This window comes from Kitasatospora sp. NPDC051914 (genome assembly GCF_040680995.1).
Taxonomy (GTDB): domain Bacteria; phylum Actinomycetota; class Actinomycetes; order Streptomycetales; family Streptomycetaceae; genus Kitasatospora.
Genome location: NZ_JBFAXX010000071.1, coordinates 1 through 22,302, shown reverse-complemented (window position 1 = coordinate 22,302; position 22,302 = coordinate 1). Strand labels below are relative to the sequence as shown.

Annotated in this window: 23 protein-coding genes; 11 read left to right on the top strand and 12 right to left on the bottom strand. The window is 75.1% G+C overall.

What is annotated here, in order from left to right:
• Positions 1 to 197 precede the first annotated feature (197 nt).
• The gene (locus AB0M03_RS33515; protein WP_363498760.1) at positions 198 to 497 is read left to right on the top strand and encodes a hypothetical protein; all 300 of its coding nucleotides are present in this window, start codon (positions 198 to 200) and stop codon (positions 495 to 497) included.
• 27 nt (positions 498 to 524) lie between these two features.
• On the opposite strand, the gene AB0M03_RS33510 is transcribed toward AB0M03_RS33515, so the two are convergent.
• Together AB0M03_RS33510 and AB0M03_RS33505 are read right to left on the bottom strand one after the other, a co-directional pair.
• Positions 525 to 2,036: an SLC13 family permease gene (locus tag AB0M03_RS33510; protein WP_363498757.1), complete on the bottom strand. Its 1,512-nt coding sequence runs from the start codon at positions 2,034 to 2,036 to the stop codon at positions 525 to 527.
• Complete coding sequence (locus AB0M03_RS33505) at positions 2,033 to 2,572, bottom strand: gluconokinase (RefSeq protein ID WP_363498755.1); 540 nt, start codon at positions 2,570 to 2,572, stop codon at positions 2,033 to 2,035. Before AB0M03_RS33505 ends, AB0M03_RS33510 begins: the two co-directional genes overlap by 4 nt.
• Before the next feature lie 112 nt (positions 2,573 to 2,684).
• On the opposite strand from AB0M03_RS33505, the gene AB0M03_RS33500 reads away from it, so the two are divergent.
• Positions 2,685 to 3,380, top strand: a complete 696-nt coding sequence (locus AB0M03_RS33500; RefSeq protein ID WP_363498752.1) for an FCD domain-containing protein — start codon at positions 2,685 to 2,687, stop codon at positions 3,378 to 3,380.
• A gap of 155 nt (positions 3,381 to 3,535) precedes the next feature.
• Positions 3,536 to 3,865, top strand: a complete 330-nt coding sequence (locus AB0M03_RS33495; RefSeq protein WP_363498749.1) for a hypothetical protein — start codon at positions 3,536 to 3,538, stop codon at positions 3,863 to 3,865.
• A 7-nt stretch (positions 3,866 to 3,872) separates the two neighbouring features.
• Here AB0M03_RS33495 and AB0M03_RS33490 read toward each other — a convergent pair whose 3' ends face one another.
• On the bottom strand, positions 3,873 to 4,964 hold the full coding sequence (locus AB0M03_RS33490) for an NADH:flavin oxidoreductase/NADH oxidase (protein WP_363498746.1): 1,092 nt from the start codon (positions 4,962 to 4,964) through the stop codon (positions 3,873 to 3,875).
• A 124-nt stretch (positions 4,965 to 5,088) separates the two neighbouring features.
• On the opposite strand from AB0M03_RS33490, the gene AB0M03_RS33485 reads away from it, so the two are divergent.
• Positions 5,089 to 5,457 carry a helix-turn-helix transcriptional regulator gene (locus AB0M03_RS33485; protein ID WP_363498743.1) on the top strand — a complete coding sequence of 123 codons (369 nt, stop codon included), beginning with the start codon at positions 5,089 to 5,091 and terminating at the stop codon, positions 5,455 to 5,457.
• A gap of 31 nt (positions 5,458 to 5,488) precedes the next feature.
• Here AB0M03_RS33485 and AB0M03_RS33480 read toward each other — a convergent pair whose 3' ends face one another.
• From AB0M03_RS33480 to AB0M03_RS33445, 8 genes are all read right to left on the bottom strand, one after another.
• Positions 5,489 to 5,833, bottom strand: coding sequence for a metalloregulator ArsR/SmtB family transcription factor (locus tag AB0M03_RS33480; protein ID WP_363498740.1), 345 nt, complete (start codon positions 5,831 to 5,833; stop codon positions 5,489 to 5,491).
• A gap of 2 nt (positions 5,834 to 5,835) precedes the next feature.
• Complete coding sequence (locus AB0M03_RS33475; RefSeq protein ID WP_363498737.1) at positions 5,836 to 6,033, bottom strand: hypothetical protein; 198 nt, start codon at positions 6,031 to 6,033, stop codon at positions 5,836 to 5,838.
• 223 nt (positions 6,034 to 6,256) lie between these two features.
• Entirely contained in the window at positions 6,257 to 7,120 is an 864-nt protein-coding gene (locus AB0M03_RS33470; protein WP_363498734.1) for an SMP-30/gluconolactonase/LRE family protein, read from the bottom strand.
• 52 nt (positions 7,121 to 7,172) lie between these two features.
• A complete protein-coding gene (locus tag AB0M03_RS33465; RefSeq protein WP_363498731.1) occupies positions 7,173 to 7,949 on the bottom strand; it encodes a phosphodiesterase in 777 nt (258 codons plus the stop codon).
• Positions 7,950 to 8,002: 53 nt separating this feature from the next.
• Complete coding sequence (locus tag AB0M03_RS33460; protein ID WP_363498728.1) at positions 8,003 to 8,590, bottom strand: hypothetical protein; 588 nt, start codon at positions 8,588 to 8,590, stop codon at positions 8,003 to 8,005.
• A 137-nt stretch (positions 8,591 to 8,727) separates the two neighbouring features.
• Positions 8,728 to 13,287, bottom strand: a complete 4,560-nt coding sequence (locus AB0M03_RS33455; RefSeq protein ID WP_363498725.1) for a hypothetical protein — start codon at positions 13,285 to 13,287, stop codon at positions 8,728 to 8,730.
• Between the two features lie 95 nt (positions 13,288 to 13,382).
• The gene (locus tag AB0M03_RS33450) at positions 13,383 to 14,252 is read right to left on the bottom strand and encodes a hypothetical protein (RefSeq protein ID WP_363498804.1); all 870 of its coding nucleotides are present in this window, start codon (positions 14,250 to 14,252) and stop codon (positions 13,383 to 13,385) included.
• Positions 14,253 to 14,466: 214 nt separating this feature from the next.
• A complete protein-coding gene (locus AB0M03_RS33445; protein WP_363498801.1) occupies positions 14,467 to 15,990 on the bottom strand; it encodes a hypothetical protein in 1,524 nt (507 codons plus the stop codon).
• Positions 15,991 to 16,138: 148 nt separating this feature from the next.
• On the opposite strand from AB0M03_RS33445, the gene AB0M03_RS33440 reads away from it, so the two are divergent.
• The 6 genes from AB0M03_RS33440 (at position 16,139) to AB0M03_RS33415 (ending at position 20,200) form a co-directional block, all read left to right on the top strand.
• Positions 16,139 to 16,705, top strand: coding sequence for a hypothetical protein (locus AB0M03_RS33440; protein ID WP_363498722.1), 567 nt, complete (start codon positions 16,139 to 16,141; stop codon positions 16,703 to 16,705).
• A 56-nt stretch (positions 16,706 to 16,761) separates the two neighbouring features.
• Entirely contained in the window at positions 16,762 to 17,469 is a 708-nt protein-coding gene (locus tag AB0M03_RS33435) for a ferritin-like domain-containing protein (RefSeq protein ID WP_363498798.1), read from the top strand.
• Positions 17,466 to 17,615: a hypothetical protein gene (locus AB0M03_RS33430; protein ID WP_363498720.1), complete on the top strand. Its 150-nt coding sequence runs from the start codon at positions 17,466 to 17,468 to the stop codon at positions 17,613 to 17,615. The genes AB0M03_RS33435 and AB0M03_RS33430 overlap by 4 nt, the downstream gene beginning before the upstream one ends.
• A gap of 326 nt (positions 17,616 to 17,941) precedes the next feature.
• On the top strand, positions 17,942 to 18,718 hold the full coding sequence (locus AB0M03_RS33425) for a 5-oxoprolinase subunit PxpA (protein ID WP_363498717.1): 777 nt from the start codon (positions 17,942 to 17,944) through the stop codon (positions 18,716 to 18,718).
• A complete protein-coding gene (gene pxpB / locus AB0M03_RS33420) occupies positions 18,718 to 19,362 on the top strand; it encodes a 5-oxoprolinase subunit PxpB (protein WP_363498714.1) in 645 nt (214 codons plus the stop codon). The genes AB0M03_RS33425 and pxpB overlap by 1 nt, the downstream gene beginning before the upstream one ends.
• Positions 19,355 to 20,200: a biotin-dependent carboxyltransferase family protein gene (locus AB0M03_RS33415; RefSeq protein WP_363498711.1), complete on the top strand. Its 846-nt coding sequence runs from the start codon at positions 19,355 to 19,357 to the stop codon at positions 20,198 to 20,200. The genes pxpB and AB0M03_RS33415 overlap by 8 nt, the downstream gene beginning before the upstream one ends.
• A 27-nt stretch (positions 20,201 to 20,227) precedes the next feature.
• On the opposite strand, the gene AB0M03_RS33410 is transcribed toward AB0M03_RS33415, so the two are convergent.
• Positions 20,228 to 20,992 carry an SDR family NAD(P)-dependent oxidoreductase gene (locus AB0M03_RS33410; protein ID WP_363498708.1) on the bottom strand — a complete coding sequence of 255 codons (765 nt, stop codon included), beginning with the start codon at positions 20,990 to 20,992 and terminating at the stop codon, positions 20,228 to 20,230.
• A gap of 358 nt (positions 20,993 to 21,350) precedes the next feature.
• Here AB0M03_RS33410 and AB0M03_RS33405 point away from each other — a divergent pair, with 358 nt between their 5' ends.
• Complete coding sequence (locus tag AB0M03_RS33405) at positions 21,351 to 22,193, top strand: undecaprenyl-diphosphate phosphatase (RefSeq protein WP_363498795.1); 843 nt, start codon at positions 21,351 to 21,353, stop codon at positions 22,191 to 22,193.
• Positions 22,194 to 22,302 lie beyond the last annotated feature (109 nt).

Here is a 22,302-nt window from a genome sequence, read left to right as displayed (position 1 = left end):
GCGTGGAAAGAAGTAACCAGCACAGCCTCGCGAAGCGTGGAAAGAAGTAACCAGCACAGCCTCGCGAAGCGTGGAAAGAAGTAACCAGCACAGCCTCGCGAAGCGTGGAAAGAAGTAACCAGCACAGCCCCGCGAAAAGCGTTCGCCCCCTTCACCGCCCGGCGCCTAGCGTCGGTGCGGGGAAGGGGGCGATGTGCATGGTGCGCAGGACGCCGCAGGAGAAGAAGCGGCTGAGCTACCTGAAGGACCGGCGGAACGCCTACGGCGAGAACGACAAGAGCTCGCGGACGAGCATCCGTCTCCGCAAGCGGGCGGTGAACAGTGCCAACCGCCGGCTGCAGCGGACGGTGCTGGCGACGCTGAACGGCCGCCCGGTCGGGGACCGGGCGGCCGAGGTGGCGGAGCGGGCGGCCGGGCGGCGGCCGAAGCGGTGGCGCAAGGTGCCGGACGCGCCGCTCGGGGAGCTGCTGGCACGGCGGGCCGAACGGGCCCGCTGACCGCCCCGGTGTGTTCGGCGGCGAGCGCTAGACGATCAGGCTGAGCGGGAGGATCAGGGCGATCGCCACGACGGAGATGATCGTCTCCATGACCGACCAGGACTTCAGGGTCTGACCGACGCTCATCCCGAAGTACTCCTTGACCAGCCAGAAGCCGGCGTCGTTGACGTGGGAGAAGAAGAGCGAGCCGGCGCCGATCGCGAGGACCAGCAGGGCGGAGTGGCTGCTCGACATGCCGGCGGCCAGCGGGGCGACGATGCCGGCGGCGGTGATGGTCGCGACCGTGGCGGAGCCGGTGGCCAGGCGGATCAGGACGGCGATCAGCCAGCCGAGCAGCAGGGCGGAAACGTGCCAGTCGGTGGCCCAGTCGCTGACGGCCTGGCCTACGCCGACGTCGATCAGGGTCTGCTTGAAGCCGCCGCCGGCGCCGACGATGAAGACGATGCCGGCGATCGGGCCGAGCGAGCCGGCGACGGTGTCGGAGATCCGCTGCTTGTCGAAGCCGGCCGCGCGGCCGAGGGTGACCATGCCGAGCAGGGTCGCGGCGAGCAGGGCGATCAGCGGCGAGCCGATGAAGTCGAAGACCCGCTGGATGCCGGCCTTCGGGTCGTCGACCACCACGTCGACCAGTGCCTTGCCGAGCATCAGCACGACCGGCAGCAGGATGGTGGCGAGCACGGCGCCGAACCGCGGGGCGTGCTCGGGGCGGACGGCCGTGGGCAGCGCCGTACGGGTGGCGGTGGCCGTTCCGGAGCCGGTGCCTGCCGGGGTGGTCCCGCCGTGCGGGGTGCCGTCCCCGTCGGCGGCGGGCTTGTCGGCGGCGGAGCCGGGGGCGGTGTCGGAGCCCGGTGCGGCGGGCACCGCGAGCGGGCCGACCCAGCGCTGGGCGATCCGGCCGAAGAGCGGGCCGGCGACGATCAGCGTGGGGACGGCGATCAGCAGGCCGAAGGCGAGGGTGACGCCGAGGTCGGCCTTGAGCGCGTCCACGGCGACCAGCGGGCCGGGGTGCGGGGGCACCAGGCCGTGCAGGACGGAGAGGCCGGCGAGGGCGGGGATGCCGATCCGCATCAGCGGGACGTTGCCGCGGCGGGCGACCAGCAGCACGATCGGGATGAGCAGGACGACGCCGACCTCGAAGAAGAGCGGCAGGCCCAGCACGGCCGCGATCAGGGCCATCGCCCAGGGCAGCCCGCGCCTGCCCGCGCGGGCCAGCACGGTGTCGGCGATGGTGTTGGCGCCGCCCGAGTCGGCGAGCAGCTTGCCGAGCATCGCGCCGAGGCCGATGAGCAGGCCGACGCCGGCGACGGTGCTGCCGAACCCGGTGGCGAAGCTGGTGAGCAGTTTGTCGAAGGGGGCGGCGGCGACGGCCGCGAGCAGGCCGGAGCCGAGCAGGAGCGCCAGGAAGGGGTGCAGCTTCAGCTTGGTGATCAGCAGCACGATGGCGCCGATGCTGAGCAGCACCGCGATGAGCAGTCTGCCGTTGCTGTCGGTGTGCGGCAGGGCCGGTGCGGCGGCCGCGAGCAGGGAGGTGGGGGTCACGCGAGGTCTCCGTTGACATGGCCCAGCAGGGCTGCGGCCGACTCGACGAGGGTAGCTGGGGCGGGGCCGACGTCCAGTACGGCGCCGTGCTCGTCGGGCTGGAGCGGTTCGAGCGCGGCGTACTGGGAGTCGAGGAGCGACGTCGGCATGAAGTGGTCGACGCGGTGGGCGAGCCGGTCCTGGATCAGGTGGTGGCCGCCGCTGAGGTGCAGGAAGAAGGCGTCCGGGCAGTGCTCGCGGAGGATGTCGCGGTACTGCCGCTTGAGGGCCGAGCAGGTGACGACGCCGCCGGTGCCTGCGGCGGCGCGCCCGCCGAGCCAGTCGCCGAGGGCGTGCAGCCACGGTTCGCGGTCCTGGTCGTCGAGCGGGATGCCGGCGCTCATCTTGGCGATGTTGGCTTCCGGGTGGAAGTCGTCCGCCTCGGCGTACGGCAGGCCGAGCCGCTCGGCGAGCTGCCGCGCGACCGTGGTCTTGCCGACTCCGGAGACGCCCATGACCACGACGGCGGGCGGCTGGGTCTCGACGCTGAGAGCCATGGGGTGGTGCTCCTCTTCTGCCTGTTCCGCGCTCACCTTGACGCAAAGGTATGACTTATTCAACCGCCCGCAACAAAATCGTCATACTTTTACTTCCCGATAGTCTGGGCCGATGGAGATCCAGGGCCTGCCCGGCCAGCTGCTCGCCGAACTCGGCCCGGCCATCGCCTCCGGCGAGATCCCCGCGGGCGCGGTGCTGCGCACCGAGGAACTCGAGCAGCGCTTCCGGGTCTCCCGCACCGTGGTGCGCGAGGCCGTCCGGGTCCTGGAGTCGATGCGCATGGTCGCGCCGCGGCGCCGGGTGGGGATCACCGTCCGGCCCAAGGCCGAGTGGGACGTCTTCGACCCGCTGGTGATCCGCTGGCGGCTGGCCGGCGCCGACCGGGCCGCCCAGCTGCGCTCGCTGGGCTCGCTGCGGGTCGCGGTGGAGCCCGCGGCGGCGGCGCTCGCGGCCGTCCACGCCAGCGACGACGACCGCCGCGAGCTGAGCGCGCTGGCGGTGGAGTTGACCGTCACCGCGCGCGCCGCCGACCTGGAGACCTTCCTCGAGCACGACATCGCCTTCCATGCGATCGTGCTGCGCGCCTCCGGCAACGAGATGTTCGCGCACCTGAAGGACACGGTCGGCGCCGTGCTGACCGGCCGCACCGAGCACCGTCTGATGCCGCACCAGCCCCGGCCGTACGCGGTGCAGTTGCACCGGGAGGTCGCGGAGGCGATCTGTGCGGGCGACGCGGAACTCGCCGAACGGGCGATGCGCACCATCGTGGCGGGGGCGCTGGAGGAACTCAACGCAACGCTGGACTGACGGTCCGCCACCACAGGAGGGCCGGATTCCGGGGTGAATCGGGGATTTCCGGGCATGGGCGGGCGGGCGTGGGGCAGGGTGGTGGGTGTCGGGCGGGGTGCGCCGGAGCACACCCGCCGCGCTCCGTACGTCCGCCGCGCCGGGGAGGCTCGCCGATGTCCGCCGTTCGCCGCCGTCTGCCCGAGGAGGTGCGCGCCTCCACGGTGCGGGCCCTGTTCAGCCTGTCGCTGACGCTGGTGGCGCTGATCGTGGCGACCCTGGCCTCGTACGCGGGCAGCGGGCTGCTGGTGCCGGCGCTGATGGTGATGGGGCTGGGGGTGTTCGGCACGGCGTGGAGCCTGCTGGAGATCCTGATCTCGCGTCAGATCGCGGCGCAGCGCCGGCGCGGGCCGAATTCGGCCTCGCCGCTCGCGGGCAGCCGGGAACCACGACGGCGCCCGGCGGGTCGCCGGGCGCCGCTGGAGAGCAGCCGGGTGTGGCGGTGACGGCCGGTCAGCCGCGCGAGCCCACCGCGTAGCCGTACTGGCGGGGCCAGGTGCGCTCGGCACCGAGCTCGCGGGCGGCGTGCAGCGGCCAGTACGGGTCGCGCAGCAGTTCGCGGCCGAGCATCACCGCGTCCGCGCGGCCGGAGGCGACGATCTCCTCGGCCTGGGCGGGCTCGGTGATCTGGCCGACGGCGCTGACCGGGATGCCCGCCTCGGTGCGGATCTTCTCGGCGAACGGCACCTGGTAGCCGGGGCCGACGGTGACCGCGGCGTGCTTGGCGATGCCGCCGCTGGAGACGTCGATCAGGTCGATGCCGATCGCCTCCAGCTCCTTGGCGAGCAGCACCGACTCGTCCGGCGCCCAGCTCGGCTCGCCGTCCAGCCAGTCGGTGGCGGAGACGCGGAAGAACACCGGCAGGTCCTCCGGCCAGACCGCGCGGACGGCCGCGGCGACCTCCAGCGCGAAGCGGGCGCGGCCGGCGAAGTCGCCGCCGTAGCCGTCGGTGCGGTGGTTGGAGTGCGGCGAGAGGAAGGAGTGGACGAGGTAGCCGTGGGCGCCGTGGATCTCGGCGACCCGGAAGCCCGCCTCGCGGGCGCGGACCGCGGCTGCGGCGAAGTCCTGCACCAGCTCGGCGATCTGCTCGGCGGTCAGCTCGTGCGGCACCGGGTGGCCCTCGAAGGCGGCCGGGGAGGCGCCGACCGGCTGCCAGCCGCCGTCGGCCGGCGCGACCGGGAGGGAGCCCTCGTTCGGGCGGCCGGTGGAGGCCTTGCGGCCGGCGTGTGCGAGCTGGATCGCCGGCACCGAGCCGTGCGCGGAGATCGCCGCGGCGATCCGGGCGAGGCCTTCCTGCTGGCGGTCGTTCCACAGGCCGAGGTCGTACGGGGAGATCCGGCCGTCCGCCCGGACGCCGGTGGCCTCCACCATCACCAGGCCGGCGCCGCCCGCGGCGCGGGAGCCCAGGTGGACGAGGTGGAAGTCGGTGGCGACACCCTGCTCGGGGCCGTCCGGCGCCGCCGAGTACATGCACATCGGCGAGAGCCACACCCGGTTGGGGATGGTCAGCGAGCGGAGGGTGATCGGCTCGAACAGGGCGCTCACGGCAGCTCCTTCGGCGGTGGCCGGCGGGTAGGCGGTTCTGCGGTCGGCCGGATGGCCTGCTCAGTACGATAACTCTCGTACTACGAGAACTGTCAAACTACGACGATCCTCGTACTATGGGGGGGTGACCGAGACCAGCCCCGACACGACCCCCCGGGCCGACGCCTTCCCGGAGCCCGCCGTGGACGAGATCCACCTGGAGGCCGTGCTGCACGCACTCGCGGACCCCGTCCGGCTGCGGATCGTGTCCTCGCTGGCCGAGTGCGCGGGCGAGGTCAACTGCCTGGCCTTCGACGTACCGGTGGCCAAGTCCACGCTCACCCACCACTTCCGGGTGCTGCGGGAGGCCGGCGTGATCCGGCAGGTGCGCCGCGGCACCTCGAAGATGAACACCCTGCGCGGCGAGGACCTGGCCGCCCGCTTCCCCGGTCTGCTCGACAGCGTGGTCGCCGGCTACCGCGACTGCCACCGCCCCGGCGGCGCGGGCGCCTGAAACCGCCGCGCGGCGCGCGGCGCGCCGGCGGTCAGACCGTGGGCATGCGGTCGTTGCCCCGCAGCTCGGCCAGCAGCACGCCCTGGTCGGCGATCATCTCGGTGAGGATCCGGCGGGCGGCGCGCAGCAGATCGGCGACGTCCGGCGTGCTCATCTCGTAGACCACGGTGTTGCCCTCACGGGTCGCCGTCACCAGGTTGGTGCGGCGCAGCACGGCCAACTGCTGGGACAGGTTCGACGGCTCGATGTCCATCTCGGCGAGCAGCTCGCGGACCGGACGCGGGCCGTCCTGGAGGAGTTCGAGGACGCGGATGCGGGCCGGGTGGCCGAGGGTACGGAAGAACTCCGCCTTGGCCTGGTAGAGCGGGACCGGCATGCTCAGTCGTCCTCGTCTTCCTCTTCGTCCGGCGTGTGCGGCAGCTCGACTCCGTGCCGCGCGGCGATCCGCAGCAGACTCGCGATCCGCCCCCGGTAGGCCTGGACGCCGTCGTCGTCGCCCGCCTCCCTGGCGGTGGCGAGGTCGCTGCGGGCCTGGATCAGCTGCGCCCCGAGCTCCTCGCGGAACAGGTCCGTCACGGCTGACCTCCGTTGCCGGCAGCGGCGCCGGCCCACCACCCGGGACATGCCCGGGGGGTCCAGCATCCAAGACTGGGAAGACTTCTTCAAGTTTCCGACCGAGTAGGACACCTCGCCCACCGGAGGGTGTATCGGAGGCCCGGGGCGCGTCTTCGAGGGCACGGGTGCCGCACGAGGAGCGCACCCGTGACCTTCGAGGACACGCCCCGGGGGCGCGGCCCGGTCAGCCGCGGAAGCGGTGGGCGCGGCGGCCGCGGACGCCGGGGGTGCAGGCGAAGATCCCGCCGGCGAGCGGCTGCTCGGCGAGCTGGGCGGGGGTGAGGTTCTCGGTGGCGGTGGTGATGTACAGGGTGTCCAGGCCGGGGCCGCCGAAGGCGCAGCTGGTGGTCACGGTGGCGGGAACGCGGACCACGGTGTCCGGGGTGCCGTCCGGCAGGTAGCGGCAAACGGTGCCGGCGAAGGCCACCGCGACCCACACGCCGCCCTCGGCGTCGACCGCGAGGCCGTCCGGCACACCGCCCTCGGGCGCGGCGAACGGGCGGGGCTCGAGCAGGCGGCCCTCGTGGTAACGGTAGGCGCGGACCTCGCGGGTGGGGCTGTCGGCGTAGTAGGCGGTCCTGCCGTCCGGCGACCAGTCGAGGCCGTTGGAGATGGTGACCTCCGGCAGGGCGGTGTGCACGGTGTGGTCCGGGTCCAGGCGGTGCAGGGTGCCGCGGCCCGGCTCGTGGGAGTAGGCCATGGTGCCGGCCAGCAGGCGGCCCTCGGCGTCGCAGACGGCGTCGTTCATCCGCAGCTCGCCGCCCTCGGAGTCGAGGTCGGCGATCCGGGTCGTCCGGCCGTCCTCGAGTATCGCGAAGCCGTCGGCGACCGCCAGGACGAGCCCGCCGGCCTCCCGCAGGGCCACCGCGCCGACCGGCAGGCCCGCCTCGAACAGGGTGCGTTCCCCGGTCGCCGGGTCCCAGCTGTGCACGTGGCCGGCCAGGATGTCGACCCAGCGCAGGACTTGGTGGCGGTCGTCCCAGAGCGGGCTCTCGTTGAGGTGGGCGCGGTCGCGGACGACCGGCTCGGCGTGCAGGGTGCGGGGCATGGGGGCTCCTGGTCGGGCGGAGGCGGGGTGGCCGGTGGGGGACGGCCCGGTGTCAGGAGAGAACGATGCGGTGATGAGTGGTCAGCCTGCGCCGATCGTCCAGGATGTGGAAGGCGACCATCGGCGGGTGGTCGAAGACGATGCCCTCGCCGCCCTCGAAGGGAAGGGTGACGGTGGAGACCACGCCGGGCGCCACCGCCAGCGGCAGGCCGGCGAAGCGGGTGGCCGCCGGAGTGTGGGCGTGGCCGCAGAGCACGGCGACGACCTGGGGGTGGCAGCGCAGCACGGCGGCCAGGCGCGGGGTGTCCTGCAGCCGGATGGCGTCGACCAGCGGGGCGTGCAGCTCCACCGGCGGGTGGTGGAAGGCCACCACGGCGGGCACGTCCCGGCGGACGTGGCTGAGGGTGGTGTCCAGCCAGGCCAGGGTCTCCTCGTCGAGCCGGCCCTCGTCGCGGCCGGGGATGCTCGAGTCGCACATCAGGACGGTGAGGCCGGGGAGTTCGTGCAGCCGGTTGACCGGGCCGGGGGCGGGCTCCTCGCCGAGCAGCCCCGATCGGTAGGCCTCCCTGACGTCGTGGTTGCCCGGGCAGGTCAGCACCTCCCAGCGGTCGGAGGCGAGGATGCGGGCGGCCGCCGCGTACTCCTCGGGCGCACCGTGGTCGGCGATGTCGCCGGTGACCAGGACGGCGTCGATCGGCCCTGGCAGGCCTTCCAGATAGGCCATCACCTGCCGGGCCCGCGCCTCGGCGCGCTCGCCGCCGTCCGGCCCGTCCGGGCCGGGGCGGACCTGGCCGAGGTGGATGTCACTGAGGTGGGCGATCACCGGCATGCGTTGTCTCCAAGGGAGTTGCGGCGGGCGGGAGTTGTCGATCGGTCGGGGAGTCAGGGCCTCGTACTGCCTGCCGGGAGCAGGTCCCGCAGGCGGCCCAGGCCGATCAGGACGTCCCGGCGGTTCTTGGCGCTCTTGATCCACACCGGGAGGCGGCTCGTCAGGGTGGCGTTGCCGTGGCTCGGCGGACGCGGCACCGCGGCGACGTACTCCTCGACGGCGTCCAGGTGGTCGGCGTCCAGCGCCCACAGGACGTGGCCGCGGACGCCCGTGCAGAGCCACAGCGACAGGCCGGAGACCGGATCGGTGCCCTGGTTGCGGCGCCACGAGGGGCGGACGGCGACCGGGTGGCGGGAGGCCGTCCCGCAACCGCAGCGCAGCTCCCGGTCGCGTACGGTGCCGGGCCACGCAGCGTGCTCGGCGGCGTACCGCAACGCACGGCCGCAGGTGGGGCAGCGCCCGGAGGCCGTGGCCAGGACCGGGCCGGCGAAGGAGCGGCCGGCCTCGCGGACCAGTCCGCAGGCGGTGCACACCACGCGGTGGCCGGTGCGCCGCGCGCAGGCGTCGCAGCGCGGGCAGCGGACCAGGGCGGTGTGCAGGGACAGCCGGCGGTCCGTCCGCTCCGGCCGGTACGGCTCCATGCGACGGCCTCCCCCTGGTCGTGGCGGCCGGGCTCCGCGGTGGGTGCCCGGGCCGGTCCTCGGCGACGAGCCTACGGCCTGTCGTCGGACTCCGGGGGCGGCCGGTCGGACGGCGGCCGGTCGGTCGGCGGTCGGGGTCAGCCGGTGGGGGCCTCCGCGGGGCGCTTGAACATGCGGGTGGCGGTGATCTCGCCGTGGACGGTCGGGCCGTCCGGGTCCTGGGGGGCGGGCAGGCCGGGGCGCAGGTGCTCCTCCACCGAGATGTACTTGAGGCCGGCCCGCAGGTCGGCGTCGTTGCGCAGGCGGATGACCAGCGGGAACTCGGCGAGTGCGGTGGTGTCGAACAGGCCGGTGGTGTAGATCAGTTGGACGCCGAGCGCGTCGGCGACGGCCCGCTGCAGCTCCAGCAGGTACGTCGCGTTGGCGCGGCCGATCGGGTTGTCGAGGAAGAGCGTGCCGGCGTGCCGCAGTTGGGACTGGCCGCGGTCGTTGGCGCGCAGTGCGGCCATGGTGCAGTAGAGCGCGATGGCGGCGGTGAGCAGCTGGCCGCCGGAGAAGACGTCCGACATCTGGCCGACGCCGACGCGTTCGGCGCGCAGCACCGCGTCCGGCTTGAGGATCTCGACGCTGACGCCCTTGGGGCCGATCGCCGCCGCGACGCCGCGCAGCAGCAGTGACATGCCGTCGCGGCGCAGGTCGGAGTTCTTCTTGACGGCCGCCCGGGTGGCCTCGTCGATGACCTCGCCGAGGCGCTCGACGAGGACGGCGTGGTCCGGGTCCTCGAAGCGGATGCGCAGGAACTCCTGGCCGGACCACTCCCCCAGCCCCTCCGGGAGGCGGGAGAGCCGCTGGGCGGCGCGCAGGGTGGCGAGCGAGGACTCCACCAGGCCGCGCAGCCGGTCGACGATCGAGCCGCGGTTGCGCTCCAGCTGGGCGAGTTCGTCGGTGAGGACGCGCAGCCGGGGTGCGAAGGCGGCGGCCCATGCGGCGGCGTGCTCGGGCAGTGCGGCGGTGGGCAGTTCGCGGATCTGCTGGCGGGCCGGGGTGCGGACGGCCTCGTAGCGGGCCGCGTTGGCGTGCCGGATGAGGGCGTCGGCGGCGTCGCGGACGGCGAGATCGGCGCCGCTGAGTTCGCCGGCCGCGGTGCGCAGGGTGCGGCGGGTGTCGGTGGCGGCGGCGCGGGCCTCGGCGAGGCCGCCCAGGTACGGCTCGGCGGCGGGCTCGGCCTCGTCGGGGTTGTCGCGCAGGCCGTCGCGGAGCTGGCCCGCGGTCTCGTCGAAGTCGGCGGCGGCGGCCTGCGCGGACTGGAAGGTGCGCAGCAGGTCGGCGTGTTCGGTGCGGGCGGTGTCCAGGCGTTCGCGGCGTTCGGCGAGCAGCAGGGTGGCGGTGCGCAGCAGGGTCTGGGCGTGCTCGGGGTCGGTGGGGACGAGCTCGTCGGGGAGTTCGGTGTGGGCCTCGCCGTCGGCGGGGGCGGAGCGTTCGGCCTCGCCGCGGAGCCGGCCGAGCTGTTCGCTGGCGGTGGCGGAGCGGGCCTCGATGGTGGCGACGAGTTCCTCGGCGCGGGCGGCGGCGGCCTGGCGGGCCGGGCCGTCGGCGCCGTCGGGGCTGGCGAGGAGCTCCTCGGCGCGGGTGCGGACCTTGTTGGTGAGGCGGTCGAGTTCGGTCGCGGCGGCGGCCTCGTCGCCCTCGGCGCGGGCCTGCTCGGCGCGCAGGTCGGCGCCGACGCCGACCTTCTCGTACACCTGGGAGGCGGCGCGGTAGGCCTCGCGGAGGGCGGGCAGCGAGGCGGCGGTGCCGGTGGGCTCGGTGGCGTCCTCGGCGACGGTGGAGAGTTCGGCGCGTTCGGCGCGCAGGGTGCGGGCGGTGCGGCGGGCGTCGTCTGCGGCGCGCTGGGCGGCGCGGCGGTCCTCGTCGCAGGTGCGGGCGCGTTCGGCGCAGGCGGTCTGGCGGCGGTCGCACTCGGCGGCGTCGTCGGCGAGTTCGCGCTGGCGGCGGGTCCAGGTGGCGCGTTCGCGCAGGCGGAAGGCGAGGCCGGCGAGGGCGTCGGCGCGGCGGCGGGCCTGCTGGGCGGCCTCGCGGCGCTCCTCGTGGGCGCCGGCCGCGGCGGCGTGGTCGCCCTCGGCCTCGGCGTGCTCGGCGCGGGCGGCGGCGAGCACGGCGGTGGCGGTCTCGGACTGCTCGGCGGCGGCGCGGGCCGCGTCGGCGAGTTCGGCGAGGGTGCCGGGCGGGCACTGGGCGTGCCAGGAGGCGAGCCGGGCGGCGAGCGCCCGGTCGTGGCCGAGGCGGGCGGCGAGCTCGCGGATGTGCTCCTCGCGGGCGGTGACGCGGGTGCGCAGCCCGCGGCGCTCGTCGTCGGCGGCCCGCTCGTCGTGCATGGCGGGGTTCGGCGGGACCAGGAAGAACGGCGGCTCGGCCTCGATCGGGGCGATCAGGGCGGCGGCGGTGCCGACGGCGACGGTGGAGCGCGGCAGCAGCGCGGCGGCCTGCAGGGCCTCGCGGGCCCGGTCGAGCGAGGAGGGGTCGGTGACGACCACGCCGTCGACCAGCTCGGGCCGGGCGGCGAGGATGGCGTCGTGGTCGGCCGGGTCGACGGACTGGGCGAGGTAGCGCCAGCCGGGCAGGGCCGGGATGCCGTGCTCGCCGAGGTACTCGACGGTGGCCAGCACGTCGGGGCCGGGCGGCAGCAGGCCGCCGTCGCCGAGCGCGGCCAGGATGCGGGAGTCGTCGGCGGCGGCGGTGCGCAGGTCGAACAGGGTCCGCTCGGCGGTGGCGACGGCCCGGTCGAGCTGCTCGCGCAGGTCCTCGGCGCTGCGGTCCAGGACGGCGGGGGTGAGGAAGCCCTCGTCCTCCGCGGCGCCCTCCTGGTAGGGCGTCAGGGAGAGCAGCTCGGCGAGCCGGGGCTCGGCGGCCAGCAGGGCGGCGGTGCGCCGCTCGGCGGCCAGGGCGCGCTCGGCGGCGGTGCGGGCGTCGGTGGCGCGGGCGGCGGCGAGCTCGGCGCGGGCCTCGGCGGCGGCGGACTCGCGGACCCGGGCGGCGGCCTGTTCCGCGGCGGCCCGGACCTGCTCCAGGGCGGCGGTGGCGGCCTTCTCGGCGTCGGAGGCGTACAGGGCGGCGCGGGCCGGGTCAGGGTCTTCGGAAGCGTCGATCCAGCCGGCCTCGACGGCGGCGGCGGTCTCCTGCTCGACCTCGGCGAGGCGCTGGCGCAGGTGCTCGGCCTCGCTGCGGGCCTTCTGCGCGGCGGTGGCGGCGGCGGTCGCCTCGGACTGGGCGGCGGAGCCGTCCTCCTGGAGCTCGCCGGCGCGCAGCTCCTCCTGGTCGGCGCGGGCCTCGGCGGCGAGGGCGGCGGTCTCCAGGGCGCGGGCGAGGGCGCCGGCGGCCTGGGCGCGGGCGGCGAGCGCCGGGGCGGCGTCCAGCTCGGCCTCGCGGATCGCCGCGGAGACGCGGGCGACCCGGTCGGCGGCCGCGCGGTGGCGCAGCACGGCCTCGGCGGCCTGCCAGGCGGAGTGCAGGGTACGGGCGTCGATGAGTTCGCGGCGCAGTGCGGCGGCCTCGCCGGTGGCCGCGGCCAGGCCCAGCGTGGCGTGCCGGTGGGTGAGTTCGGCGGTGATCAGGGAGTGCCGGGTGCGGTCGGCCTCGGCGGCGGTCACGGCGCTCGCGGCGGCGGCGACCTCGACGGCGAGGTCCTGGGCGCGGTCGCGTTCGGCGGCGGCGCGGGAGGTGAGGGCGTGTGCGAGGCGGCGGGTGCGGCGCTCGGCCGCGCGGTGGGTCTCGCGGACGGTCTCCCGGGCGGCGGTGGCGTCGACGATCCGCTGCAGGAGGTCCAGCGAGCCTGCGGTGAAGTCGCGTTCGGCGGTGAGCTCGGCGCGGCGGCCGAGCTTGGCGGCGAAGCCGTGGACGAGGTCGGCGAGGCCGTCGGTGTCGCGGGTGTCGGTGACGGCGCGCAGCAGCAGGTCGGTGAAGTCGGCGTCGTGCTTCACCGCGAACAGGCCGGCGGCCTCGCCCTCGTCCGCGTTCATCTCGCGCTGGTAGCGGAAGAGTTCGGGGTCGAGGCCGAGGTCGCCGAGGTGCTCGTTCCAGCGGTCGTGGATCTCCTCGAAGGTGAGGTCCAGGTAGGGGTAGGCCTTGCCGGCCTCGGTCATGGCGTCCCGGAAGCCCTTCATGGTGCGGCGGCGGCCGCGGACCTTCTGGTCACCGGCGAGGCTGACCCGCTCGGCGACCGGCAGGGCGTCCAGGGTCAGGCCCGGTCCGGGACGGAAGGAGTACCAGAGCTCGGCGAACTTCCGCGGGTCGGAGGAGACCTGGCGGCCGCGCCACTCGCTGACCTTGCCGACGACGATCAGCTCGCCGGTCACCGTGTGCTGCCACTCCAGGGCGACGTGCCCGCAGTCGTCGGCCAGCAGGAACTTGCGGAGCACGCCGGAGCTGGCGCCGCCCAGGGTGTTGCGGTGGCCGGGCAGCATCACCGAGAAGATCAGCTTGAGCAGCACCGACTTGCCGCCGCCGTTCTCCAGGAACAGCACACCGGCCGGGGCCGGGCGGCGCCGCGGGCCCTCCGGCTCCTCGCCGAACAGGCCGATCTGCTGCGGGGCCGGCTCCGCCACCGGCTCGCCGACGCCGCGCAGGTCGAGGACCGTGTCGGCATAGCGGGCGCCGGCCGGTCCGATCGAGTACAGGCGGACCCGGTTGAGCTCGTACATGGTGCTGCGGTTCTCCAGAGTGGGTGCCGGTCGGTGGCGACGGGCGCGGAGTGTCGGGGCGGAGTGCGGTGAGTCGGGGCCGGCGGGCCGGGGGGTCAGAGGGAGTGGAACGGCAGGCCGGCATCGGCGACCAGCTCGTCGGAGTGGTCTGCGGGCAGCAGGGTGGCCGTGCCGTCCGTCACCGGGACGACGCCCAGCTCGGTGAGCTCGGCCATCGCCGCCGAACCGGCCAGGTCACGGACCTGGAGCTGGTAGCGGGCCGTCGTCCGGAAGGTGCCGCCCGCGTCGTCCGAGGTCTTCTGCAGGAACCCGGAATCGACCAGGAACAGCACCGCCTTGGAGACGATGCCCGTGGTCGAACCGGCCAGCCGGCGGGCGTCCTTGGTCGCGCCGGTGGACGAGCGGCGCGCCCACACCCGCCAGGCCGCCTCCAGGCCGGGAGCGTCCGAGGCCGGGTCGGTGACCTCGCCCTCCGCCTCCGCCCGCTCCTCGAGGCGGCGGCAGGCCTGCCGGACGAAGGTGTCCACGCCGTTCACGGTGACCCGGCCGAGGTAGCCGTCGTCGGCCAGGTCCTCCGGGCGGGGGAAGGCCAGGGCGGCCACCGCGAGATGCGCGAGGCCGTGCAGGAAACGGTCGGTCGACTCGGAGGCCGCCCGACGCGAGTAGTCGCCCATCCGGACGGCGAAGACGGAGTCCTCCCCCGCCGCCACCGCCATGCCCGCCCGCGGCGACACCTCCAGGACGACCAGGCCCATGCCGGTCGCCACGGCGTCCGCGAGACGCGCGAACGGCGGGTCCTCGCGGTAGCGGCGGACGAGTTCGGCGTACTCCGCGTCGCGGGCCGGGAGGAGCTTCGCCTGCAGGCCGAAGGAGACCAGACGGGCGGCGTCGGCGACGTCGGCCGGAGTGAGGGGGGCTGCCGTCGGCTCCGGCTCGGGGGCCCAGGCCACCGCATCGTGGTGGATCGTCACGAACGAGACTCCTTGCAGGAACGGTGCACCTCGAGGGGCGCGTGGGGGCACCTCCCAGCCGCCAGGCTGGGGGAGAACTGCGCGATTGCGGGGCGGGCCACCGGGTGGGAGCGGGCGGCCGCGGGGAGGCCGGGTGCGGGTCCGGGGTCTTCCGGGGCGCGCAGTTCCCCGCGCCCCTTGAGGTGCGCCCCGTGCGTGGGCTGCGCCATCAGCCGGCCTCCTTGCGGGCGGCGGCCATGCCGGCGGCGTCGAGGAGGGCGCTGCCGACGATGAGGTCGGCGCCGCCGAATTCGGGGTCGTCGAGGCGGGTGCCGTCGTCGACGGCGAAGAGGAGGCGTTCCTCGCCCTGGCGGTAGGCGGTGCCGACCGGCGGGCTGGCGGCGTGGACGGCGAGCAGGGCGACCAGGTAGGGCAGGTCCGGATCCTGGCGGCGGGCTTCGGCGAGCAGGCCGGAGAGCCGTCGGGGGGCGTCCGCGGGGAGGTCGAGGAGTTCGAGGGCGGCTTCGAGCTGGGCCTCGCTGAACCGGCTGTCGTCGGGCGTGGCGACGAGGTCGGGCTCGGGGAGTTCGGCGCCGAGGTGCTCTCGTTCGACGGGCGGGGTGAGCAGCAGGTCGACGAGGTCGGCGACGCGGACGGAGACGGGTGTCCGCAGGCCGGTGCCGCGGGCGAAGAAGGCGTCGGTGGGCCGGACGGCCTGCTCCAGGGGGAGTTCGAGGAGCGGGGCGAGGAGGTGCCCGTAGAGGTCTATGCCGCTGCGGGCGCTGGGGGCGGCGAAGGCCTGGCGGTCCTGTTCGGCGCGGAAGAGCGGGCCGGCCTCCAGCAGGCGGGTCTGCAGCTGGGTGTGGCGGCGGATGCAGTCCTTGACGATGTCGACGAGTTCGGCGGCGCGGCGCTTGTGCTCGGGGTCGGTGCTCTCGTCGCGGGCCTTGCGGATGTTGGTGAGGATCGCGTTCTCGTGCCGGTACCGGTCGGCGATGTGGTCGAGCGCCTCGTCGATGAGGTCGGGGACGGTCTCCATCCAGTCGACGGCGCGGACGTTGCGGCGGGTGGCCTCGAGGGCGCGGCGCAGCGTCTCGGCGTACTGGACGGTGCGGTAGCGGGCCTGCTCGGCGGCGAGCTGGGCGTCGGCGAGCCGGCCGCGGCGGATCAGCACCTCGAGCTTGACCTCGGCGGCGATCTGGGCGGAGGTGACGTCGGTGTCGAGGGCGCCGACGAGGACGTTGACGGCCTCGTCGGTGGTGCGCAGGTAGACGCCGCCGTCGGGGCCCGGCACCTCCTCGATGAGCTTGAAGTCGTAGTCGCGGCGGACGTAGTCGCCGTCGGCGCCGAAGGTGCCGTAGACGGCGCGGAAGCCGCGGTCGACGCTGCCGACGTTGATCAGCGACTCGAGGACCCAGCGGCCGACCCGCTCGTGCTCGGCGGTGGCGCGGGCCGGGTTCTGCGCGGCGATCCGCGGCTGGAGGCGGCCCAGCACTATGTCGCGGTCGGCGCCGGTGTCGAAGTCCATGTTGAGCGTGACCAGGTCGATCACGGCGAGGCCGAGCTCGGCCATCGTGTACGAGCCGTACTCGCCGGCCAGGTTGACCTTGCGCGCGTCGAGGTCGTGCAGGGGCGCGGTGCAGGCCAGCGCCTTGAGCCGGCGGGCGAGCCCCTCGTCGGCGGCCGGGCCGGGTGCGGGCCGGGCGGCTGCGGCGGGCTGCCGGAGCTCGTACGCGGCGGGCTGGTCTGCGATGGCGGTCACGGGGGACAAGGTTAGAGGTTCGCACCGACAACATCCGAAACGAGCCTGGTTGCCCCGGTTTCCGGCCGCCCGCAGGCCCTGTTGAACATGTTCAGTTCCTATCTTGAACGCGTTCAATTCCAGGGTCTAGAGTGCCGTCATGACCAAGGACACCGATCCCGCGGTGGCCCGGGCCGCCGCTCTGCGGCGCGTCCGCGCCTGGCTGTGGATCTTCATCGTCTGCCTCGTCCTGAGCGGCCTGACGGCCTTCCCCCTGGAGACCGAGACCCGCTGGCTCGCCGACGCGGTGACCGGCAGCGGCCTCGGCGAGCACTGGCCGGGACTGGCCGAGCAAGCGGTCCGGGTGCGCGACGGCATCGCCGAGACCGGCGACCGCTACCCGTTCCTCGCCTACGGCACCGACTGGCTGGCCTTCGCCCACCTGGTGATCGCCGCGGCGTTCTGGGGCCCGCTCCGCGACCCGGTGCGCAACGTCTGGGTGATCCGCTGGGCCCTGCTGGCCTGCGCCGGCATCCTGCCGCTGGCACTGATCTGCGGACCGCTCCGCGGCATCCCGCTGTACTGGAGATTCGTCGACATGTCGTTCGGCGTGGTCGGGGCCGTGCCGCTGCTGATCGTGCTGAAGGAGATCCGCCGCCTCGAGTGGGCGCAGGCCGTCACCGCCCCGAACGGCTTCGCCGCTGCAGCCCCGGCGGCCGTCCGGTGACCGCCGTCGACACGGCCGTCAACACGGCGACCGGGGCACCGGTCGGCCTCGACCGCCTGGATTTCGCGCGCTGGGTGGCGCACTTCACCGCCGAGGCGGCCCGGCGCACGGAGCTGGGCGACCCGGACTTCGCCCGCGGGGCCCGCGCCTCGGCCCAGCTCCTGCGCAGCCTGCAGAAGTTCCAGGTCGGCGAGGACGGCGACGGCACCGACCTGATCGGCAAGGCCGACGCGGCGGGGGACGCCGACTACGCCGCCGCGGTGCGGCTGTTCGTCGCCGAGGAGCAGAACCACGCCCGACTGCTGGCGGAACTGCTGCGCGCCACCGGGACGCCGCTGCTCGGCTCGCACTGGAGCGACGCCCTCTTCGTCCGGCTGCGCCGGCTGTTCGGCCTGCGGCTGGAACTCATGGTGCTGCTGGTGGCCGAGGTGGTCGCCGTGCCGTACTACCGGGCCGTGCGGGACGGGGCCGCGGACGGCCTGGTCGCGGAGGTCGCCGGGCGGATCGCCGCGGACGAGCTACGGCACATCCCCTTCCACTGCCTGCGGCTCCGCCAGTCGCTGGGGCAGCTGCCGGCGCCGCTGCACTCCCCCGCCGTCGCCTTCTGGCGGCTGCTCGCCACCGCCGCGGCCGGGTTCGTGGCGCTGGACCACGGCCCGGCGCTGCGGGTGCTGGGCGTCCGCCGCGGGCGGTTCGTCGCGGAGTCGGCGGCGGTGGCGGCCGGGGCCGCCCGGGCGCTGCGGCCGGTGCGGTGGGCGCGGTGAACACGGGAGCCACCGGCCGGGCGTTCGCGCTCTTCGGTGCCGCCGTGGCCGTGCAGCTCGCACTGGTGCCCGCACTTGCGGTGCGGGTGGCACCCGAGTGGTGGCAGAAGGGCCTGATCTCGCCGGTCTCCGTCCTGTTGTGGTGACTCGCCCTCGGTACGCACCGGCCGTGAACTGCGGGCTCACCCGGCACTGGATACGCCGCGGCCGGTGGCCCGGGACGGTCCGGGACGCGGTTCGGGCGGTGCTGTGGGTGGCGCGCGCCGGCCTCGTCGGGCTGGCGGCCCGGCAAGGGCCGTTCCTGGTGCTGGTGGTCTGCTCGCGCTCGGTTCGCGGTGACTGAGACCGGTGCTTGCGCGAACGGGTGATGACCACTCGGCAAACCCGGCGGCCGCACGACCGACCCGGCACGCGGGCAAACGATCAGGCTCTACGATCACCACCAGGAGCTGGCTGGAAGGCGGGCGGACGCGTGGCCGACGCGGTGATCGATCTCAATGCGGACCTCGGTGAGGGGTTCGGACGCTGGACGCTGACCGACGACGAGGCACTGCTGTCCGTCGTCACCAGCGCCAACGTCGCCTGCGGGTTCCACGCGGGTGATCCCTCCACCATGCGGCGGGTCTGCGCACTGGCCGCGGAGCGCGGGGTGCGGATCGGCGCCCAGGTCTCCTACCGGGACCTCGCCGGGTTCGGACGCCGGGCGATGGACGTGCCGCCGGACGAGCTCGCCGACGAGATCGCCTACCAGATCGGCGCGTTGCAGGTCTTCGCCCGGGCCGCCGGCTCCCGGGTGTCCTACGTGAAGCCGCACGGCGCCCTCTACAACCGGGTGGTGGCGGACGACGAGCAGGCGGAGGCGGTGGTCTCCGGTGTGCTGCGCGCGGGTGCGGTCTGCGACGGGCCGCTGCCGCTGCTCGGCCTGCCGGATTCCAAACTCCTCGCCGTGGCCGAGGGGGTGGGCCTGCCGGTGGTGGCGGAGGCGTTCGCGGACCGCGCCTACACCCGGGCCGGGACGCTGGTGCCGCGGCGCGAACCCGGCGCGGTGGTGCACGACCCCGAGGCGGTGATCACCCGCGCCGTCCGGCTGGCCCGGGACGGCGCGGTGACCGCGGCGGGCGGCGAGTCGGTGGCGGTCAGCGCCCGCTCGCTGTGCGTCCACGGGGACACCCCGGGCGCGGCGCAGCTGGCCTGGCGGGTGCGCGGGGCACTGGCCTCCGCCGGGGTGCGGGTCGAGGCGTTCACCTGATGGGCGGCCGGGCGGGGGGCGCGAGGCCGGTGGTCCGGCCGGTCGGTGAGGACGCACTGCTGGTCACCGCGGGCTCGGCCGGGCAGGTCGCCGCGCTGTACGCCGAACTGCTGGCCCGCCGTGCGCAGTTGCCGGCGGTGACGGAGATCGTGCCCGCCGCGTGCACGGTGCTGCTGGACGGTGTCGCCGACCGCGCCGCGCTGGCCCGGGAACTGGCCGGCTGGACGCTGCCCGAGCACCCGCCGGCCGACGGACCCCTGGTGTCGGTGCCGACCGTGTACGACGGCGCCGACCTGGCCGAGGTCGCCGGGCTGTGGGACGTCTCCCCGGAGGCCGCGGTGCGCATCCACACCGAGCCCGAGTACCGGGTGGCCTTCTGCGGCTTCGCCCCCGGCTTCGGCTACCTCACCGGCCTGCCCGCGCAGTACGCGGTGCCGCGGCGGGCGACCCCGCGCAGTTCGGTGCCGGCCGGTTCGGTGGCGCTGGCCGGGCCGTACACCGGCGTCTATCCGCGCTCCTCCCCCGGCGGCTGGCAGCTGCTCGGGCACACCGCGCTGCGGCTGTTCGACGCGGAGCGCGAGCCGGCGGCGCTGCTCGCGCCCGGCACCCGGGTCCGGTTCACGGCGGTGGCGTCCCGTGGCTGAGCTGCTGGTGGTGCGGCCCGGCCCGCTGACGACCGTCCAGGACCTGGGCCGGCGCGGAGTCGCGCACCTGGGGGTGCCGCGGGCGGGAGCACTGGACGAACCGGCCCTGCGGGCGGCGAACCGGCTGCTCGGCAACCCCTCGGACGCGGCGGCGCTGGAGACCACGCTGGGCGGGGTGGCCGTCCGGGCCTCGGCACCGGCCGTGGTGGCAGTGACCGGTGCGCCCGCCCCCGTCCGGCTGGACGGGCGGCCCGCCGCCTGGGGCGCCGCGGTGCGGGTGCCGGCCGGGGCGCTGCTGGAGGTCGGTCCGGCGACCGCGGGGGTGCGGAGCTACCTGGCGGTGGCCGGCGGGATCGCGGTGCCGCCCGTACTGGGCAGCCGCTCGGCCGACCTGCTGTCCGGGCTCGGCCCCGCCCCGCTGGCGGAGGGCGACCGGCTGCCGGTCGGCACGGCCGCGGCCGGCCCCGGCGCGGAGCTGGTACCGCTGCCCGGTCCTCCGGCGGAGCTGGTGCTGCGGCTGCTGCCGGGGCCGCACGACGACTGGTTCGCCCGGCCGCCGTTCGGGGCCGGCTACCGGGTCGCGGCGGCCTCCAACCGGATCGCCCTGCGCACCGAGGGCCCGCCGCTGCCCCGGACCCGCGCGGGTGAACTCCCCAGCGAAGGCATGCTGCTGGGCGCCGTCCAGGTGCCGCCGGACGGCCTGCCGGTGGTGTTCCTGGCCGACCATCCGACGACCGGCGGCTATCCGGTCGTCGGTGTTGTACCCAGGGCCGACCTCGCCGCCGCGGCACAGGCCCGCCCGGGGACGCCGCTGCGCTTCGTCCCGGCCCGCGGCTGACGGCCGGCCCGGGCTCGGAGGCCCTGTCTACCGGGCCAGGTATCCGCCGTCGACCGGCAGGACCGCACCGGTGACGAAGGAGGCCTCGTCGGAGGCGAGGAAGAGGATGGCGCTGGCGACCTCCTCCGGTTCGCCGAGCCGGCCGAGCGGGTGCAGCGCGACGATCGCCTCCAGGTACTCGGGGCCGCCGGGCTCGTCGGGCAGCTGCCGGACGCGGTCGGTGCGGATGGTGCCGGGGGCGACGGCGTTGACCCGGATGCCCTGGGGTGCGCACTCGACGGCCAGGTGCTTGGTGAGGCCGGTGGCGACGAACTTGGCGGGGCCGTACACGGCCTGGGAGGCCTGGCCGGCGAGACCGGAGATCGAGGAGAGGCAGACGATCGAGCCGCGGCCGGCGGTGGCCATCCGCTCGATCGCGTACTTGCAGGTGAGGAACATGCCGCGGCCGTCGACGGCCATCACCCGGTCCCAGTCCTCGGGGGTGGCCTCGGCGACGGTGCTCAGCGGGATGACGCCGGCGTTGGCGACCAGCACGTCGATCGCACCGTAGGCGCGGACGGCGGCCCCGATCATCGCCCGGGCGTCGGCGGGCTCCGCGACGTCGCCGGTCACCGGCACCGCTTCGGCGCCGTCGGCGGAGAGTTCGGTGCACAGGGCCTCGACGGCCGGGCCGTCGATGTCGGTGAGGACGAGCCGGGCGCCCTCGTCGGCGAACAGCTCCGCGGTCGCGCGGCCGATCCCGCGGGCCGCTCCCGTGATGACCGCGGCCTTGCCGGCCAGCCGTCCGCCCATGCCGATCGCTCCCGTCCGTGGTGCCGTGACCCGGCCAGCATGCCGCAGCCCCGCGGTCGGACCGGGGTTGACATGCCGTCATGTCGCCCGTCCTCGGACCGCACGGTTCTCCGCACCCCGACGGGGCACCCGCGTACGACACCGGATGTTGTCTCTGCAGACAGATCCTGGCCATCTTGAATGCTTATCCTCCAGCTGCGCCGGAGGGGGCGATCATGGCGGCGATGCGCGGCCGGACAGCAGCGGCCCCGGACTCCGGCCCTTCTGCGTCCCGCCCCGCGCGGACGCACGCCATCACGAGGAACAGGACAGCCCCCATGCACACCCACCGACGGACGCCCCCGGGGGGTGCCCGGTGATCGACTGGTTCCACGCGGCCGTGCTCGGCCTCGTCCAGGGGCTCACCGAGTTCCTGCCCGTCTCCTCCAGCGCGCACCTGCGGGTGTTCTCGGCGCTGCTGGGCTGGGACGACCCCGGGGCGGCGTTCACGGCGGTGACCCAGCTGGGCACCGAGTCGGCGGTGCTGATCTACTTCCGCAAGGACATCGCGGCCATCGTCGGCGCCTGGGTGGCGGCCCTGTTCAAGCCGGAGCGGCGCAGCGACCCGAACGCCCGGCTCGGCTGGTTCGTCATCGTCGGCACGCTGCCGATCGGCATCTTCGGCGCGGTCTTCCAGGACACCATCGAGACCTCGCTGCGCGATCTGCGGGTCATCGGCACCACGCTGATCGTGTTCGGCCTGATCCTGGCGGTCGCGGACCGGTCCCGGGCGGTGCGCAATGCCCGCCCCATCAGCGATCTGACGCTGCCCCACGCGGTGGCGTACGGCTTCGCGCAGTCACTGGCGCTGATCCCGGGCGTCTCGCGGTCGGGCGGCACGATCAGTGCCGGTCTGCTGCTCGGCTACAGTCGGGAGGCGGCGGCGCGGTACTCGTTCCTGCTGGCGATCCCGGCGGTGCTGGCCTCCGGCACGCTGGAGCTGTTCAAGATCGGCGAGGGCCCGGCGCCGGCCTGGGGGCCGACCCTGCTGGCCACGGCCATCGCCTTCGTGGTGGGCTACGCGGCGATCGCCTGGTTCCTGAAGTACATCTCGCACAACAGCTTCATGCCGTTCGTGGTGTACCGGGTGGCACTGGGCCTGGTCATCATCGGCCTGGTCACCGCGGGTGTGCTGGCGCCGGACGCGGGCGCCGTCGAGTAGTCGCCCCGGCACCAGAGGGAGGGGCGGGGGGGCCGCGCCGGCGCCGCCGCCCCCCCCCCGTTGGGGGGCCGGTGAGGGGGGGGGGGCCGCGGGCGCCCCCGAGGAAGCC